19 protein-coding genes are annotated in these 17,482 nt (G+C 41.4%); 1 reads left to right on the forward strand and 18 read right to left on the reverse strand.

Translation table 11 applies throughout. From position 1 onward, the window contains the following. Window position 1: 1 nt before the first annotated feature. The 18 genes from EJF26_RS07005 to EJF26_RS07085 all read right to left on the reverse strand — a co-directional run bounded on the left by EJF26_RS07005 (window position 2) and on the right by EJF26_RS07085 (window position 16,670). Window positions 2-460, reverse strand: a complete 459-nt coding sequence (locus EJF26_RS07005) for a CtsR family transcriptional regulator (RefSeq protein WP_001211254.1) — start codon at window positions 458-460, stop codon at window positions 2-4. A 221-nt stretch (window positions 461-681) separates the two neighbouring features. Beyond that, window positions 682-852, reverse strand: coding sequence for a helix-turn-helix domain-containing protein (locus tag EJF26_RS09845; RefSeq protein ID WP_000841982.1), 171 nt, complete (start codon window positions 850-852; stop codon window positions 682-684). Continuing rightward, entirely contained in the window at window positions 849-1,097 is a 249-nt protein-coding gene (locus EJF26_RS07010; protein WP_000039417.1) for a hypothetical protein, read from the reverse strand. Before EJF26_RS07010 ends, EJF26_RS09845 begins: the two co-directional genes overlap by 4 nt. A gap of 176 nt (window positions 1,098-1,273) precedes the next feature. Next, window positions 1,274-1,576: a hypothetical protein gene (locus EJF26_RS07015; RefSeq protein WP_000691712.1), complete on the reverse strand. Its 303-nt coding sequence runs from the start codon at window positions 1,574-1,576 to the stop codon at window positions 1,274-1,276. A 15-nt stretch (window positions 1,577-1,591) separates the two neighbouring features. Further along, window positions 1,592-2,320, reverse strand: a complete 729-nt coding sequence (locus EJF26_RS07020) for an ABC transporter ATP-binding protein (RefSeq protein ID WP_000136208.1) — start codon at window positions 2,318-2,320, stop codon at window positions 1,592-1,594. Further along, window positions 2,320-3,327, reverse strand: a complete 1,008-nt coding sequence (locus EJF26_RS07025) for an ABC transporter substrate-binding protein (protein WP_000754527.1) — start codon at window positions 3,325-3,327, stop codon at window positions 2,320-2,322. Before EJF26_RS07025 ends, EJF26_RS07020 begins: the two co-directional genes overlap by 1 nt. Window positions 3,328-3,365: 38 nt before the next feature. Beyond that, window positions 3,366-4,124: an ABC transporter permease gene (locus tag EJF26_RS07030; protein WP_004246532.1), complete on the reverse strand. Its 759-nt coding sequence runs from the start codon at window positions 4,122-4,124 to the stop codon at window positions 3,366-3,368. Then, window positions 4,087-4,377: a thiamine-binding protein gene (locus EJF26_RS07035; protein WP_000647674.1), complete on the reverse strand. Its 291-nt coding sequence runs from the start codon at window positions 4,375-4,377 to the stop codon at window positions 4,087-4,089. The genes EJF26_RS07030 and EJF26_RS07035 overlap by 38 nt, the downstream gene beginning before the upstream one ends. Window positions 4,378-4,652: 275 nt before the next feature. After that, window positions 4,653-7,286: a DNA polymerase I gene (polA, locus tag EJF26_RS07040; protein ID WP_004245942.1), complete on the reverse strand. Its 2,634-nt coding sequence runs from the start codon at window positions 7,284-7,286 to the stop codon at window positions 4,653-4,655. An 84-nt stretch (window positions 7,287-7,370) separates the two neighbouring features. After that, the gene (locus tag EJF26_RS07045; RefSeq protein ID WP_000143411.1) at window positions 7,371-8,480 is read right to left on the reverse strand and encodes an SH3 domain-containing protein; all 1,110 of its coding nucleotides are present in this window, start codon (window positions 8,478-8,480) and stop codon (window positions 7,371-7,373) included. A 90-nt stretch (window positions 8,481-8,570) separates the two neighbouring features. Further along, window positions 8,571-8,846: a Veg family protein gene (locus EJF26_RS07050; RefSeq protein WP_001278166.1), complete on the reverse strand. Its 276-nt coding sequence runs from the start codon at window positions 8,844-8,846 to the stop codon at window positions 8,571-8,573. A 1-nt stretch (window position 8,847) separates the two neighbouring features. Continuing rightward, window positions 8,848-10,200 carry a replicative DNA helicase gene (gene dnaB / locus EJF26_RS07055; RefSeq protein ID WP_000852473.1) on the reverse strand — a complete coding sequence of 451 codons (1,353 nt, stop codon included), beginning with the start codon at window positions 10,198-10,200 and terminating at the stop codon, window positions 8,848-8,850. A gap of 43 nt (window positions 10,201-10,243) precedes the next feature. Further along, the gene (gene rplI / locus EJF26_RS07060; RefSeq protein ID WP_000864203.1) at window positions 10,244-10,696 is read right to left on the reverse strand and encodes a 50S ribosomal protein L9; all 453 of its coding nucleotides are present in this window, start codon (window positions 10,694-10,696) and stop codon (window positions 10,244-10,246) included. After that, window positions 10,693-12,666, reverse strand: coding sequence for a DHH family phosphoesterase (locus tag EJF26_RS07065; RefSeq protein ID WP_000739993.1), 1,974 nt, complete (start codon window positions 12,664-12,666; stop codon window positions 10,693-10,695). Before EJF26_RS07065 ends, rplI begins: the two co-directional genes overlap by 4 nt. Before the next feature lie 152 nt (window positions 12,667-12,818). Then, complete coding sequence (locus EJF26_RS07070) at window positions 12,819-13,997, reverse strand: acetyl-CoA C-acetyltransferase (protein WP_000656058.1); 1,179 nt, start codon at window positions 13,995-13,997, stop codon at window positions 12,819-12,821. 87 nt (window positions 13,998-14,084) lie between these two features. Then, window positions 14,085-14,633 carry a ribosome hibernation-promoting factor, HPF/YfiA family gene (gene hpf, locus EJF26_RS07075; protein ID WP_000599119.1) on the reverse strand — a complete coding sequence of 183 codons (549 nt, stop codon included), beginning with the start codon at window positions 14,631-14,633 and terminating at the stop codon, window positions 14,085-14,087. Between the two features lie 79 nt (window positions 14,634-14,712). Continuing rightward, window positions 14,713-15,375: a ComF family protein gene (locus EJF26_RS07080; protein WP_000995710.1), complete on the reverse strand. Its 663-nt coding sequence runs from the start codon at window positions 15,373-15,375 to the stop codon at window positions 14,713-14,715. Beyond that, a complete protein-coding gene (locus EJF26_RS07085; RefSeq protein ID WP_000867716.1) occupies window positions 15,372-16,670 on the reverse strand; it encodes an ATP-dependent helicase ComFA in 1,299 nt (432 codons plus the stop codon). Before EJF26_RS07085 ends, EJF26_RS07080 begins: the two co-directional genes overlap by 4 nt. A gap of 57 nt (window positions 16,671-16,727) precedes the next feature. Between EJF26_RS07085 and EJF26_RS07090 the strand changes: the two genes are divergently transcribed. Then, the gene (locus EJF26_RS07090; protein WP_000395764.1) at window positions 16,728-17,363 is read left to right on the forward strand and encodes a YigZ family protein; all 636 of its coding nucleotides are present in this window, start codon (window positions 16,728-16,730) and stop codon (window positions 17,361-17,363) included. Window positions 17,364-17,482 lie beyond the last annotated feature (119 nt).

Consider the following 17,482-nt stretch of genomic DNA (forward strand, 5'->3'; position numbering starts at 1 on the left):
CTTACTTCTCTTTTCTATCTACCTCTTGTAATAGCTGTCGGAGCATATTGGCACGGACAACTGAGGATTCTTCCCCTAGGACACGATCCGTTGCCACAGATACCAGTAAGGTCATCTCCTGCTTGGTCATCAAGTCCTGCTCCACCAAAAGCTGGAGAATATCCTCATAAATCTCCTGACTAACTTGCTCACCAATCGAGTAAAGCAAATCGCGGAGCATCTCATGATGATTGGAAAACTCAATCCGGCCTATGCGAATGTAGCCTCCGCCACCCCGCTTGCTCTCAACCAAGTAACCTCTGCTTTCAGTAAAACGTGTCTTGATGACATAGTTGATCTGACTCGGCACAACCTGAAAGGTATCTGCCAACTGGCTCCGCTGCAATTCCACGATACCAGACTGGTCTAAAATCGCCTTGATATAGGCTTCGATATGATCTGATGTATTTTTAAATCTCATAGTAAATCAAACTCCTTCTTTGAACCTTGACTATCTTTGACTATACTATCATTTAACACTCTATAAGTCAAATTTTTAAGGCTCAACCATTGGAAATACTGACTTTTTTAAAAAACACTTTGGCATTAATTCGCCTTAGTTTTTCTTGAAAGTTCCTAAAAAAGTCCACAAAAAAGAGCCCTAAAAAGGGCGTAATATTGACGAGTTCAGCAGGCAAGGAACTATAATTCGTTAAGCTGTTCCTGTTTTAATTCTGCTATAGCGTCTTTTAGTTCTTTTTCCCAACTGCTACAAGTTGACTTACTGATACTTAGTTCTTTAGCTATATAGTCAAATGATTTCCCAGACGCTCTTAGTTTAATAAATTCTGTTTTAGTTTCTTGACTTTTCATTCGTCGCCTTTGTTTTTTTCGTTATACTTGCCTAACATTTCAAAACCTTTATCAAAAGCGAAAAAACCTAAACCTAAAGAAAACGGCGCTCCGACTATTTCTATAACTTTTGCCCACCTTGTCCCAAAATCTTCTGAAAAATAAGCAAGTGCCCCAACGGCTACAACTGCTAAAATTAAAAAATACGCTCCCAAATCTGCATTTTCTGTTACTTTGGCTTTTTCTGTTCTACTTTTTTTACTCATAATAATCGCCTTTCATTTTTAGCCTTTCTACTTCCGCTAGTACGGTCAAACGTGCTTTTTTCTATATCTCCATTTCCCTAGTAAAGGAAACCTATTCCACCAACAATTCTAATTTTCTCTTAACTTTTAAAATTGTCTCCCAACTCATTCTGTTTTTCTTTTAGTATTTTCTGTTCCTATTTAATTTCTTTTCGATATTTATCTACAGATTTTTCAAAAATTAAATAACCTATAAATAATAATGTCGGAGTTAAAACTGTTCCCACTACGTTTTCAAATCTTTTTTCATCTAATCCTAATAACTTTGCAATATCAGGACTAAAGTAAATTATAAATCCTGATACTATAGCAATTGCAATAAATGCAAAGGAGACAACTGATGTTCCATTTTCTCTCCGTAATTTCTTCAGTCTGCTTAACATGTCGTACACTATTTCTATTGCTTTACAAAAAGGGCGCTGGTAAAGAATAATCTTCACCAACTCCCTATTTTTCTACTTATCTAAGCCCAATTCTGCTAAGATTTGACGTTTGTAGGCAATTTTTTGAACTTCCTTGTCCACACCTTCAGACCAATCTAGTTTAATTTCTGAAACAATTTGCCCAGGGCGATTTTTCAAGATATAGATGCGGTCACTGAGATTGAGTGCCTCCTCGATACTATGCGTGATAATTAAAGTTGTCAACTCCAGCTGTTTGTGAATCTCCAGATACCAAGCATGAAGTTCCATCTTGGTCATTTCATCCAAGGCACTGAAAGCCTCGTCCAAGAGAAAGAGTTTATGCCCGAAAAGGTAGGTACGGAGTAAGGCCACACGTTGCCGCATCCCTCCGCTGAGTTCATGAGGATACTTGTCCCTTACGGCTGTCAACTGGAAGGTCGCAAGAATTTCATCCGCTCGGGCAATGGCTTCTGCCTTATTCACCTTTTGAATCAAGAGAGGCAGGATAATATTGCCAAGGACTGTCTTGTGCTCCAAGAGGAGATCCTTTTGCAACATATAACTCACGCGCCCCTTAGGATTTTCCTCGCTGTCAAGGACAATTCGCCCCGACTGGACTTCTAAAATCCCAGCTATTAGGTTAAAGAGAGTGGTCTTTCCAACACCACTTGGACCTAGGATAGAAACCACTTCACCCGAAGTCACCTGCAGGTTAATATCCTCTAAAATCTTTTCATCGCCATAGGCATAACTTACATGTTCAAGTCTAATTTCTGTCATTATTTTACAAATTCGTTAGTGAAGCCTTTGTCTGTCAAGTCTTCTTTAAGGATACCATTTTCTTTATCCCATTTGTAGAAGGCGTTCCAGCGAGCTGCATCAAATTGACCCCATTTTTCCTTGTCGCTTGCATATTCTTTTGACAAGTATTTTTGAGATTCGATGACAAAGTCACGTTTTTCTTTGAGCTCAGGTGCATTCTTGATGAGAATATCGGCTGCTTCCTCTGGATGCTCCATAGCATATTGATAGCCTTTTTTGATGGCTTGGATGATTTTACGAGCTTCTTCTTTATTGTCTTTCAAATAGTCGTTGTTTGCGATGATAACGGGTGAGTAGTAGTCAAACTCCTTAACATAGTCTTTTAAGTACATGAAGTTAGCATCTACGCCTTGAGATTTGGCAAGGATACCATCCCAACCGTAGTAGATCCAAGCAGTGTCAAAGACGCCATTGGCAATCGGTGTGATGGAGTTTGAGTCGTTGTTTGGTACTTTTTCAACCTTTTCAAAATCTCCACCTTGTGATTCTACCAATGTTTTCAACATAGCAAGCTCAGTGGGGTCATTCCAAGTACCGTATTTCTTCCCAACCAAGTCTTTTGGACTGGTGACATTGTCAGATTTACGTGAGATGATCCCTGATGTATTGTGCTCTACGATAGCGGCAACGGCAGTGATTCCTGCCCCTTTTTCCAATTTCTTAGCCATGTAGTCTTGGAAATACACTGCAAATGGTGCCTTACCATTGATAACCAAGTCAGAAGAGCTTTCTTCTGGTGGCAATTTCAAATCAACATCCACTCCAGCTTCTTTGAAATAGCCTTTTTCCTTGGCTACATAAAGCCCTGTGTGGTTGGTATTTGGCGTCCAGTCTAGAATAAAGTCAATCTTCTTGAGTTCTGCTTCTTTGTTATCCTTAGAAGCAGTCCCTTGACCACAAGCCACAAGCACAACAGCTATAAAAGCCGTTACAATCGTTAAAAACACTTTCCATGTTTTTTTCATTTTGATTTCCTCTTTTCTTTTTCTAAAACATCCTTATCTTAGGGACGTTTCCATTTAATCACATATTTTTCGCTAATATCGACCAATTTCATACCCAAAAGGCTGATAATCGACACCAGAATAATAATGGCAAACATGGTATCATACTGAAACAGTTTCTTGGACTGAATCATGTAAACACCTAGTCCTTCAAAGCCTCCCAACCACTCAGATACCACTGTTGTGATAAAGGCGTAGGAGACACTGACCCTCAGACCTGCATAAAAGTAGGGCAGGCTGACCGGAATTTTAAAATGCCATAGAATTTGCCAAGGGTTTGCACGCATCAGACTAAACAAGGTCAGCATATCCTTGTCACAATGCCTAAAACCATCTAAAATACTGACGATGATCGGGAAGGTTGTCGTCAGGATAATCAAGACAATCTTGGGCAAAATCCCATAACCTAGCCACAAGACCAAGATAGGGGCTATGGCAATGGTCGGGATAGTCTGGACAACCACCATCATAGGGTAAATCAAATCATTGAGCCAAGTCAGACTGTCCATAAGCACCGCCATGAGACAGGCAATCAAGACTCCCAGAACCAACCCCAGTAAAGCCACTCTCAAGGTCGCCCAGCTATGGTGCCAGAGAAATTCTCTGTCACGAACAAAGGCCTGGAGAATTTCAAAGGGAGTTGGTAGGATAAACTTGGGTAAAAGTTTGAATATTCCCGCTAACTGCCAGACCGACAAGACTCCTATAAAGCCCAAAAGACTAATGTGTCGTCTCATCATACTTTTCAAGTTTCTCATCGATGCTTAAAATCTCTCCTACATTTATTTTGACATTGGCAAAGACATTATCTGCCTCCTGCCCTGCCACTTCTAGCGCTTCTTTGAGAATGCGCATAAGCTCATCAAACTCCCCTTCCAAGACCGTTTCAAAGGGTGTCACCACCATGGTCACGGACTGAGCTTGTAGATAAGCAATAACCTGATCGATAATAGCAATCCGGTCAATCCCCTGTGATAAGGGCAAGACTTGCAAGGCAATGCTTGCTTTCATAAAAACCTCCTCTTCTAGGCTTCCTTTTGACAAAAAGAAAACCCCTTCCTTATACGGAAAAGGTGCAGAATTCGGCTAAGTATCCTTCCCTACGCTGGCATTACCCAGATCAGGTGCGGTCGAAGTTTAACACTTCCTCTCAGACTGTACACAGACTCCCGTATCTTATATGGACATATGATAACGCAAAAAAAAGGATAAGTCAAGGAAACTGCTTACAGAAAATCATGAAAAAGAGTTTGAAGGCAAGTACTTCAAACTCTATCATATCTTTCTTATTTAGCCTCGTACCAAGTTGCTCCTTCATTCTCATCAGCGATGAGGGGAACACTGAGCTGGATGGCTTCTTCCATGGTTTGTTTCACCAGTACTTTGACGGCTGCCAGTTCTGATTTCGGAACTTCAAGGACAATTTCATCATGCACTTGCAACAGCATCTTGGTCTGATAGCCACCTTCAACTAGAGCTTTGTCTAGCTGGATCATAGCAATCTTGAGGATATCTGCTGCTGAACCCTGAATAGGAGAGTTGATGGCTGTCCGCTCCGCAAAACCACGAATGTTGAAGTTGCGCGAATTGATATCTGGCAACTCACGACGACGCTTGAAGAGGGTCTCTACATAGCCCTTATCACGCGCCTCACGCACCACCTCATCCATGTAGTTTTTAATACCTGGGAAGCGTTCAAAGTAAGTGTCAATGTAGGCTTTTGCTTCCTTACGGCTGATGCCTAGATTATTAGACAAACCAAAGTCTGAAATCCCGTAAACCACTCCGAAGTTAACCGCCTTGGCATTCCGACGGTCGTTTGGAGTCACATCCTCGGGACGCTCAATGCCAAAGACACGCATAGCTGTCGAAGTATGAATATCTGCCCCCTCTTGGAAGGCCTTGATCAAGTGCTCATCCTTAGAAATATGAGCCAAAACTCGCAATTCAATCTGTGAATAGTCGGAGCTGAGAAGCACACTATCCTCCCACTCAGGTACAAAAGCCTTCCGAATGAGACGGCCTTGCTCCAAACGCACAGGAATATTTTGCAAATTTGGATCCACACTAGACAGACGCCCAGTCTGGGTCAAATCCTGCACATAGCGAGTATGAATCTTACCATCAGCCAAAATCCAGTCCTGCAAGCCAATCACATAGGTAGATTGAATCTTTGCAATCTGACGGTAGTCGAGGATTTTCTTAACAATCGGAGCAATAGGAGCCAGCCGCTCTAGCACATCCACCGCTGTCGAGTAACCTGTCTTGGTTTTCTTGGTATATTCTAGAGGAAGACCCAGTTTTTCAAAGAGAAGCACGCCCAACTGCTTAGGGGAATTGATATTAAACTCCTCACCAGCTAGCTCATAAATCTCTTGGGTAAGTTGCTCAATGACGATCTCATTTTCAGCCTGCATCTCAAGTAGGGTTTCTTTTTTGACCTTGATCCCAGCAATTTCCATCTTAGCAAGGACAAAAGCCAGAGGTTGCTCCATGTCATAGAGGAGATCTAACTGTCCATGTTCACTGAGTTTTTCAAGCAAAACAGGCTCTGTCTCAACCAATACTGCAACCTTGCGAGCCAAGTGCTCCAAGAATTTCTCTCTCTCAGGGATAGCTTTCTTGACCCCCTTACCATAGAAAGTCTCATCATCGACCAAGTATGTTTGACCGTAGAGACTAGCAATTGTTGAGATTTCATTATTCTCAACAGTAGAGAGGAGGTATTTGGCCAAGCGACTATCAAAAGCAGGAGCCTGCAGATTCAAACCAAAACGATTTAAAAGAACCTTAGCTTTCTTAAAGTCATACACTTTCAGAGGTGTTTTTTCTAAAAATTCCTTGAGAATCGGCTCCTGCAAGAGCTCAAGTTTATCTGTAGCGTAAAGTTTATCCCCACAAGACCAGGCAAAACCAACCAAGTCATCTGTATGGTAATTCTCCCCAAAGAGCTCAAAGTGGAAGATGGAGTCTGCGCTCAGCATGTCTTGACTGACGTGATCAACGATAGTGAAATCCAAACTTTCAGGCGCATCCGTTGACGAAACATTCAAAGCTTGCTTGAGCTGTTTGAAGCCCATCTCATCGTAGAATTTCCCGAGATTTTCCACATCGGGTCCATTATAGACCAGATCGTCTAGTCCAATCTCAATTGGTGCCTGAGTTTCAATGGTCGCCAGTGTTTTCGATAAAAAGGCCTGTTCCTTGTCTTTGATGAGATTTTCCTTCATCTTAGAAGCCTTCATCCCATCGATATTTTCATAAATACCCTCTAGCGAACCATGCTCCAGCAAGAGCTTGATACCCGTCTTTTCACCGATTTTCGTGACGCCAGGGATATTATCAGACTTATCCCCCATAAGAGCCTTAAGATCAATAAACTGAGCTGGTGTGAGGCCCATCTTTTCCATAAGGTAATCTGGTGTAAAGGCCTCAAACTCAGCCACACCTTTCTTGGAAATCTCGACCACCGTATGTTCATCCGTCAACTGGATCAAATCCTTATCTCCGCTAACGATTGTCACATCAAAAAAATCTTTCTCAGCCAATCGACCTAGGGTCCCGATGATATCATCCGCTTCATACTGGGCCAACTCATAGTGGCGAATCCCAAGATGATCTAGCAACTCACGAATGAAGGGAAATTGCTCACGAAACTCATCTGGAGTTTTAGCACGACCACCCTTGTAGTCTGCATACATCTCTGTTCGGAAAGTCGTCTTACCTGCATCAAAGGCTACCAAAACATGGCTGGGCTCAACCCGCTCTAAGACATGATTCAACATGAGTTGAAAGCCATAGATTGCATTGGTATGAAGGCCATTAGCATTTTTAAAACGATCCAACTGCTGATAGAGCGCAAAAAAAGCTCGAAAAGCAACAGAAGATCCATCAATTAATAATAATTTTTTCTTGTCCATACACCCATTATAAAGGAAAGAGGGGAAAAATACCATCGGAAAGAATAGGCAAATGGTAGTGAAGTTCTCTTTTTTATATTCTTTCTAGATTCTAGCTCCATTACTATCCACTCGATAGCCATCCACAGTAGTATTCACTGCTAAAGCCCCTGAAGCATTGACGTAGTAAGATTTTCCGCCTACCTGGAACCACTGACTAGACTTCATAGCCCCTGAACTTTCCAAATAGTACCATGTTCCATTTTCCTTGAGCCAACCTGTCTGCATCTCCCCTGATGCCTTTAGATAGTACCAATGCGAGCCATCCTTCACCCAACCTGTTGACATGGTTCCATTTTCTTTGAAGTGATACCAACTGCCATTTATTTTCTTCCAACCAGTTGCGAATTTCCCATTCTCACGGTAATTCCAAATACCATTTTGCTTCTTCCAACCATTCTCCACCGATTCTGTTTCCATATACTGGACGTATCTCCTCATTCCACTATAGGACAGGTAACTAAGCCACTTATAACCGTCTTTTTCTACGATTTGATCGTAGCTAACATTTTCACCAGGATAGTAGTAGTCGATAACTTGCGCTGTACTTGACGGCTGGTTTCGAATGGCAGACTTTTGAGTAAACGTATGAGTCCCACTAGACGCCAACCCTGACCTGATAGGATTTCCAGTTCTACCACCATTCCCTACCAAGTCCTTAAAATGGATAAAACCTGTCATAGAGCTAGCTTTTACGCTTCGACGATTGTATTTCTCCCTAACTCCATAGTTATACTCTTCGATCTCAATCGTATCCCCTGATACATTTGATACCCAGGCCACATGGCCGTAGTAACCTTCTGTCGACCAAGCGATAGAGCCAATTTCAGGTTTGCTGTCAACACGGTAGCCTTCTCGCCTTGCACGATGTCCCCATTCATTCGCATTTCCATAAGCAGGCGGAATCTCGAAGCCATTTACACTACTCAAACGAAAGGCCGCAAAAGACGTACACTGGCGAGAATACATCCGCCACTGGTCGATTTCTACACTACCATTTTTATAGTGAAGCGGATAGTCATCGCCACGCGCTACACTGTCGGCCTGAACCGATTCACCTCCAAACAAAAAGGCACTCGTAACCAACAATGTAGCCAATCCTACACCCAACTGGGTATATCTACTCTTCTTAACTCCTGATTTTAAAAACGTCATTCATTCTCCTTAATAATATAAATTTCCGAGGTTCCCCTCGTTTATACTATTCGGGAAAAAAAGAAAAAAGTGAGCAAAGCCCACTTCATTTTAGGATTCTTGGTCTAGATAGCGAATCAAATTCTTCTCTGTCAAGATATCTGAGTAGGTGAAGGATTCAACATAGACATTGGCTTGTTTGTCTCCTTCAACATCCCCAAATTCAACGATAAATAGGGACGGATAAACCTCAATTAGCTTACCCAATCTATTTTTTTGGCGCTTACGGCCATTCTCCAAAGTCATTTCAACGACTTGTCCCTCATGCGCCTTGATTTCTTCTTTGATTTTTTTCATCTTGGCTACATCTGTAAATGCATCTGACATCTTATGCCTCCCTCTTTGAGATACTTGAAAATTTATTGTATTCTTTTTGGAAAATCAATTCCACCGTTCCGCGAGCTCCACTACGGTTTTTCTCGATGATAACCTCTACCTTGTTATTTGGAATTCCTTCCTCTTCTTCACCCGCACGATCATAGTAGTCGTCACGGTATAGAAAGGCTACGATATCTGCATCCTGCTCGATAGAACCCGATTCACGAATATCAGACAAGACTGGTCTCTTATCCTGACGCTGTTCCACTCCACGAGATAACTGACTAAGAGCAATGACTGGAACTTTCAATTCCTTAGCTAGAATTTTCAACTGACGAGAAATTTCAGAAACTTCTTGTTGGCGGTTTTCCCGACCAGTCCCTGTGATAAGCTGTAGGTAGTCGATCAAAATCAAGCCTAGATTGCCTGTTTCTTGAGCCAGTTTCCGTGAGCGCGAACGAATTTCCGTAATTCGAATCCCCGGTGTATCATCGATATAGATACTCGCATTGGCTAGGTTCCCTTGAGCAATGGTATACTTTTGCCATTCCTCATCGGTCAATTGACCCGTACGGATAGAATGAGACTCCACCAAGCCTTCGGCCGCTAGCATCCGGTCTACTAGACTTTCCGCACCCATTTCCAGTGAAAAGATGGCTACCGTCTTGTCCAACTTAGTCCCGATGTTCTGAGCAATATTCAAGGCAAAGGCTGTTTTACCGACCGCAGGACGAGCTGCGATAATAATCAGTTCCTCCTCATGGAGACCTGTCGTCATATGATCCAAATCACGGTAGCCCGTTGCAATACCAGTTATATCCGTTGTTTGTTGTGACCGAACTTCTAGGTTCCCAAAGTTGATATTTAAAATATCACGGATATTCTTGAAACCACTACGATTTGCGTTTTCACTTACATCAATGAGCCCCTTTTCAGCCTGCGCAATGATTTCATCTACAGGCTTAGAAGCTTCATAGGCTTGGTTGACAGAGTCTGTCAACTTGGAAATCAAGCGACGTAGCATAGCCTTTTCTGCAACGATTTTAGCATAATACTCCGCGTTAGCTGAAGTTGGTACAGAGTTGACAATTTCAACAAGATAGGACAAGCCACCAATGTTTTGGAGATCCCCTTGGCTATCCAAAATCGTCCGAACCGTCGTCGCATCGATCGCTTCTCCACGATCCGACAAGTCTACCATCGCTTGGAAAATCAACCGATGAGCATACTTAAAGAAGTCTCGAGAATCAATATATTCTCGGACAAAAACGAGTTTGCTCTCATCTATAAAAATAGCCCCCAGAACAGATTGTTCGGCCAAAATATCCTGAGGTTGAACTCGCAGTTCCTCTACTTCTGCCATCCGACTTTCCTTCCTTTTACAATCTTGTCAAGAAGTTGTAAACTTAACCTTCTTTTACACGAAGATTGATGACGCTTGTAACATCTTGGTAGATTTTTACTGGTACATCAATCAAACCTACTGCTCGAATTGGTGCTTTTACTTGAATGTGACGCTTGTCAATATTGATACCAAACTGCTTTTGCAATTCTTCTGCAATTTTCTTGTTGGTGATGGATCCAAAGGTACGACCATCTGGGCCAACCTTTTCAACAAACTCTACAACCGTTTCTTCTGCTTCAAGCTTGGCCTTGATGGCTTTTGCTTCAGCAATCATTTCAGCATGAGCCTTTTCTTCAGACTTCTGTTTTCCACGCAATTCACCGATTGCCTGAGCAGTTGCTTCCTTAGCCAAATTCTTTTTAATCAGGAAGTTTTGAGCATAGCCAGTTGGCACTTCCTTGATTTCGCCTTTTTTCCCTTTTCCTTTGACATCTGCTAAAAAGATTACTTTCATTCTTCTTTCTCCTTTTCCTTTAGTTCATCCAAGATAAGTTGAGTCAATTTTCCTCCAACTTCTGATAGACTCATATCCTTAATCTGCGCAGCAGCTAGGTTAAAGTGACCACCACCGCCCAGTTCTTCCATAATCCGTTGCACATTGATTTTACTGCGGCTTCGAGCCGAGATAGAGATGAATCCTTGTGTATTTTTTGCCAGAACGAAACTAGCCTCAATGCCGGACATAGCCAACATAGCATCAGCAGCCTTACTGATGACAATCGTGTCATAAGTCGTTGAGTCCTTAGCTTGGGCAATCAAGATATCTGAACCTAGCTTACGACCTTGTAAAATGAGTTCATTTACCTCACGGTACTCTTCAAAATCTGTCGCAGCAATCTCCTGAATAGCAATACTATCGCTTCCACGTGTTCTGAGGTAGCTAGCCACATCAAAAGTTCGACTCGTTACTCGAGATGTGAAATTCTTGGTATCCAGCATCATACCAGCCATCAAAACACTAGCCTGCATACGACTCAAACGATTCTTCTTAGAATTTTGGAACTGAATCAACTCTGTGACCAACTCACTCGCACTACTTGCTCCACTTTCGATATAGGTGATGACTGCATTCTCAGGGAAATCCTGATCACGTCTATGATGGTCAATGACAATGGTTTGCGTGAATAATTCATAAAAACCTTTGGACAAGGTCAAAGCCGTCTTGGAATGATCCACTAAAATCAACAAAGAGCGCTTGGTGACCAATCTCATCGCATCAGCCAGAGGCAAGAGCTTAGTGACACCCTCTTTTTCCAAGAAGTTGACGGCGCGCTCAATGTCTGGCGACATTTGTTCTGCATCGTAGACTGCATAACTGTCTTCTGTAATATTGCTCGCAAACAGCTGCATACCGACTGCAGACCCCAAGGCATCCATATCCAGATTCTTGTGCCCGACTACAAAGACTTGGTCTACACTTCTAATTTTATCTGAAATAGCTGTCATCATTGCTCTGGTACGTGTTCTTGTTCTCTTAACAGAGGCTGCGGAACCACCACCAAAGTAGACTGGGTTCTTGGTTTCATCATTTTCCTTGACAACTACTTGGTCCCCACCACGAACCTCAGCTAGGTTTAAGTTCCTTAGAGCAACTTTCCCTATCTCATCATGATTTCCATCACCATAAGAAAAGCCCATGCTCAAGGTCAATGGCAGCTGTCTCTGTTTTGCCTCCTCACGAAAGGCATCAATCACAGAGAATTTATCATTCATCAAGCCCTCAAGAACTGTGTAATCAGTAAATAAATAAAAGCGATCCATACCCACACGCCGAGAAAACATAGCATACTTACTAGCAAATTCTGAAACAAAATTTGCTACAAAGCTATTGATATGACTAATATCGGAGTCGGAGGTTGCATCTTCTAGATCATCGTAGTTGTCTACCGAGATAACCCCAATCACTGGTCGACTGGTTACCAATTCGACGGTTGCTTCGTACTCCCCAGAAACATCAAAGAAATACAAAACACCTGAGGCCTTATCCATATGAACAGCATATCGTGTTTCGCCCAAGGTAGCATAAGAACCAGGGTTCCCCACAGAAGCCTTGATAATGGTTTGAATCAAGTCAACATCAATTTCGCCTTCTTCAGTCGTCAAAATCAACTCAGCATAAGGATTAAACCATTCGACTTCGCCACTAGATAAGTCTAATTTCAGAACACCAACTGGCATTTGATCGAGCAGCGTGTTCAAGCTATCTTCCGCTTGATGGTTTACGTATTGGATTTGTTCAATTTCGCTCTTTTCATACCGTTTTTTTTGCCAGATGAATAAAAGCAGATAAAGAAGTACAAATAAAAACAAGGCACTGATTGTTACAACATTATTTTGTGAAAAAATAATCAGCATTGTTAAGGTTCCGAAAGTTGCAATCCCTAGTAGAACCGCAGAAATCGGGGTTAAATTATTTTTTTTCATTCTAAACCTCTTGCGCATTATTATATCACAAATGCCCTTAAAAAGCGACCTTTAAAAAGTGGTAAGCCTCCTTTTCCTTATTGATTTTTTTATGGTTTTAATGCAAAAAGGAGAATAAGCTCATTATCCTCCTGCACTAAGATTACTACCATCTAACGTTCAACGATGAGGGCTGTTCCCATCCCTCCCCCGATACAGAGAGTTGCTAAACCAGTTTTGGCATCACGCTTCATCATCTCATGTACCAGAGTCACTAAGATACGACAGCCTGAAGCTCCAATTGGGTGACCGAGAGCAATCGCACCACCATTGACATTGACAATATCTGTGTTAAAGCCAAGTATTTTCCCAACCGCACAAGCCTGAGCAGCAAAGGCTTCATTTGACTCAATCAAGTCAAGCTCATCAACTGTCAAATTGCCTTTTTCAAGAGCTTTGCGAGTCGCATAAATCGGTCCACATCCCATCATCTTAGGATCCAAACCTGCACTTGCATACGAACGAATGCGAGCAATCACTGGAAGTCCTAATTCTTCAGCTTTTTCAGCACTCATGACCAAGACAGCTGCTGCCCCGTCATTGATACCTGAAGCATTTCCCGCCGTAACAGAACCGTCTTTTTTGAAAACAGGACCTAGCTTAGACAAACTCTCCAAGCTGGCATCTTTTCTAGGAAATTCATCTGTATCAAAGACAATAGGATCACCTTTGCGTTGAGGAATGACCACTGGAACAATCTCTTTCTTAAAGCGTCCAGATTCTATAGCCGCCACTGCTCGTTTTTGTGATTCCAAAGCAAGAGCATCTTGTTCATCCCGGCTAATACCATATTCTTCAGCCACATTCTCAGCTGTGATCCCCATATGGTATTCGTTAAAAGCATCAGACAAACCGTCCTTAATCATGGTATCTACCACTTTTGAATCTCCCATACGGCCACCCCAACGGAAACTTGGCAAAACGTATGGAGCCTGACTCATGTTTTCTGCACCACCAGCCACGACAATATCTGCATCGCCACACTGAATCGCTTGAGCAGCCAACTGCACGGCCTTCAAACCGGAACCACAAACCTTGTTGATAGTAAAGGCTGGTGTAAATTCAGGGAGTCCTGCATGAACGCTCATTTGACGAGCTACGTTTTGACCTAAACCTGCGCCTAGGACATTCCCCATAATCACTTCGTCTACCTGCTCTGGTTTGACATTGGCTTTTTCCAAAGCGCTCTTAATGACCAAAGATCCCAAATCAACAGCAGAAACATTCTTCAAGCTCCCTCCAAAGGAACCAATAGGAGTTCGCACTGCTGAAACAATCACCACGTCTTTCATAACTACCTCCATTTATACCTTGTATAATGATGCAATACAAAAGTGGTTTACAATTGTGTAAACCACTTTTACATAGTTGTCAAGGTTTTATGATTCCTTAACTTCTAGCAAACCAACTTCACCATCTTCGCGGCGATACAAAACATTTGTTGTTTGATCTTCTACATCTACATAGATAAAGAAATCATGTCCCAACAAGTCCATTTGAAGAAGAGCTTCTTCCAAATCCATTGGTTTTAAATCAATTTGTTTTGAACGAACCACTTTTGGCTGCACAACATTTGCATCTTCAACTAGAGCATCTGTAAAGAGTTGGCTTGTTGCAACCTTATTTTTATTCTTGCGTTCGATTTTTGTTTTATTTTTTCGAATCTGGCGTTCAATTTTATCTGTTACAAGATCGATAGAACCATACATATCTTGAGAAATATCTTCTGCACGAAGGGTAATTGATCCAAGTGGAATTGTTACTTCAACTTTTGCTGTTTTTTCACGGTAAACTTTCAAGTTGACACGTGCATCCAACTCTTGTTCAGGTTGAAAATATTTTTCGATCTTTTCGAGTTTAGAAACTACATAATTGCGAATTGCTTCTGTTACTTCTAGGTTTTCACCACGGATACTATATTTAATCATATAAGTACCTTCTTTCTAAACATTTTTATTTTTCTAACTATATTATAACGCTTTCATTTTCATTTTGCAAATTTTTTCCTTATCTTACAAGAGAAAAAGTTTTGACTTCCAAAACACCTGCCTCTTCAAAAAGTCGCTTCACACGATTGATAGTCGCCCCTGTCGTATAAATGTCATCAATAACCAAAATCTTCTTAGGAAGAGGGGCTTCCGTTTTAATATAAAAGGGAATTTCCGTAGCTAATCGTTCTGAGCGATTCTTAGAAGAACTAGCCTTCTCTTCTCTTTTCCCTAGTAAGTCTTGAAAAGAAAATCCGGCTGCCTCAACCAAACCTTCAACCTGATTAAATCCCCTCTCAAGCAATCTTTCAGGACTTAGAGGAATTAGCACAAATTCATAGTCTCCATACTTTTTCAACTCATCTGCAAGTACAGGAGTAAAAACCTTTCTAAGCAGAAAATCCCCATCAAACTTATATCGACTAAAGAAGTCTTTCATAGCTTGATTATAGGTGAAGATTGCTTTATGATCAACTTGAATCCCATCTTCACACCAAAGTTTACAATCTTGACACGTTGTTGACAACCCTCTTTTCATGCAGTTTGGACAATGGTCTTCACCAATCTTCTCAAAAGTAGAATCACAAGCTGAGCAAAGATAGTTGTGCTCATTCTTAAACAGTAAGAGGTGACTAAATGTCAAGTCACTCTTTGTTGACTGGCCACATAATAAACAATTCATAATCCCGCCTCCTTATTCATCTGCTTGATTTCCTTGATTGCCTTTTTGATGGAAGTATTTAATCCATCATGAAAGAAGAGCAACTCACCAGTTGGTCTGTCCATACTACGCCCAACTCGCCCACCAATCTGAATCAAGCTAGACTTGGTAAAGAGACGATGATTAGCTTCTACTACGAAAACATCCACACAAGGGAAGGTAACTCCACGTTCCAAGATTGTCGTACTGATCAGTATTGTTAGCTTTCCATCTCGAAAAGCTTGCACCTGCTCTAATCGGTCTTCTGTCACAGAAGACACAAAGCCGATATTTTCTTTTGAAAACTGTTCCTGCAATATTTCTTTTAGTTTCTCGCCTTTTTTAATTTCTGATGCAAAGATTAACAATGGATAACCTGTTCTTCTCTGCTTCTCAATGGAGGTCTTTAATTTGGGTGACAACTGACTCTTATCTAAGTAACGATTAAAATCCGATAACCAAACTGGCTTTGGAATAATCAATGGATTTCCATGAAATCGTCTTGGCAAGCTCAATCGTTTTAATTCTCCTGTGCGAACCTTCTTATCTAACTCATCTGTAGAAGTCGCTGTAAGGAATATCCTTAACCCATCCTCCTTTACACCATTCTTTACAGCATAGTAAAGCATAGAATTGTCAACATAAGGAAAGGCATCTACCTCATCCACTATCAACAAATCAAAGGCATGATAAAATTTTAATAACTGATGCGTCGTTGCAACAACTAGTGGAGTTCGAAAATAGGGCTCTGATTCACCATGAAGTAGTGCTATCTCACAAGCAAAGTCATTCTGCAGTCGCTTATACAATTCCAAACATACATCGATTCGAGGACTGGCCAAACAAACTGCACCACCATCATCAATCACTTTGGCTACAACTTGATAAATCATCTCTGTCTTTCCAGCTCCTGTGACAGCATGAACTAAGGTAGGTTCTCTCCTTTCAACTGCTCGAATCAATCCCTCTGACACCTTCTCTTGAAAAGGAGTCAATTGGCCACGCCATTTGAGAACATCTTGTTTCGGAAAATCCTCCTGTGGAAAATAGTATAAAGCTTGATCACTCCTAACTCGCTTCATCAGCAAGCACTCCCTACAATAGTAAGCGTCAATAGGCAAATACCATTCTTCTAGAATCGTACTATTACAACGTTGACAGAAAAGTTTTCCCTTCTCTTTTCTCATTGCTGGCAGTTTCACGGCCATCTGACGTTCTTCTTTAGTTAATTCTTTCTCAGTAAACAAGCGACCGAGATAATTTGGATTTACTTTCATACTTCTTTATTCGTAAAAATCTAGCGCTTTAGGTGTTTTTTTAGTACAATATAGATCATGGAATTTAGAACAATTAAAGAGGACGGTCAGGTCCAAGAAGAAATCAAAAAATCCCGATTTATCTGTCATGTAAAGCGTGTCTATAGTGAAGAAGAGGCTCGTGATTTCATCACGACCATCAAAAAAGAACACTACAAAGCTACCCATAACTGCTCAGCTTTTATTGTAGGGGAACGAAGTGAAATCAAGCGTACGAGTGATGATGGTGAGCCTAGTGGTACTGCTGGAGTCCCTATGCTCGGTGTCTTAGAAAATCACAATCTTACCAATGTCTGCGTAGTGGTTACTCGCTACTTCGGGGGAATTAAGCTAGGTGCTGGTGGTTTAATTCGTGCTTATGCAGGTAGTGTGGCCTTGGCTGTCAAAGAGATTGGCATTATTGAAATCAAAGAGCAAGCTGGTATAGCCATTCAAATGTCTTACACTCAATACCAAGAGTACAGTAACTTCCTTAAAGAACATGATCTCATGGAGCTGGATACAAACTTTACAGATCAAGTTGATACGATGATTTATGTTGACAAGGAAGAGAAAGAAAATATCAAAGCTGCTCTTGTTGAGTTTTTTAATGGAAAGGTTACTTTAACAGATCAAGGTTTACGTGAAGTTGAGGTTCCTGTAAACTTAGTGTAAACAAAAATATAGATAGCACCTACTAAATTTATTCGCAGATTTACAGCTTAGACCTTTGATATAAAAAAATCCTATCGCTTTGATAGGATTTCTATATTTTACAAATAGCCTTGAGCGCG

It is taken from the genome of Streptococcus oralis subsp. dentisani (assembly GCF_007475365.1).
GTDB classification, from domain to species: domain Bacteria; phylum Bacillota; class Bacilli; order Lactobacillales; family Streptococcaceae; genus Streptococcus; species Streptococcus mitis_AX.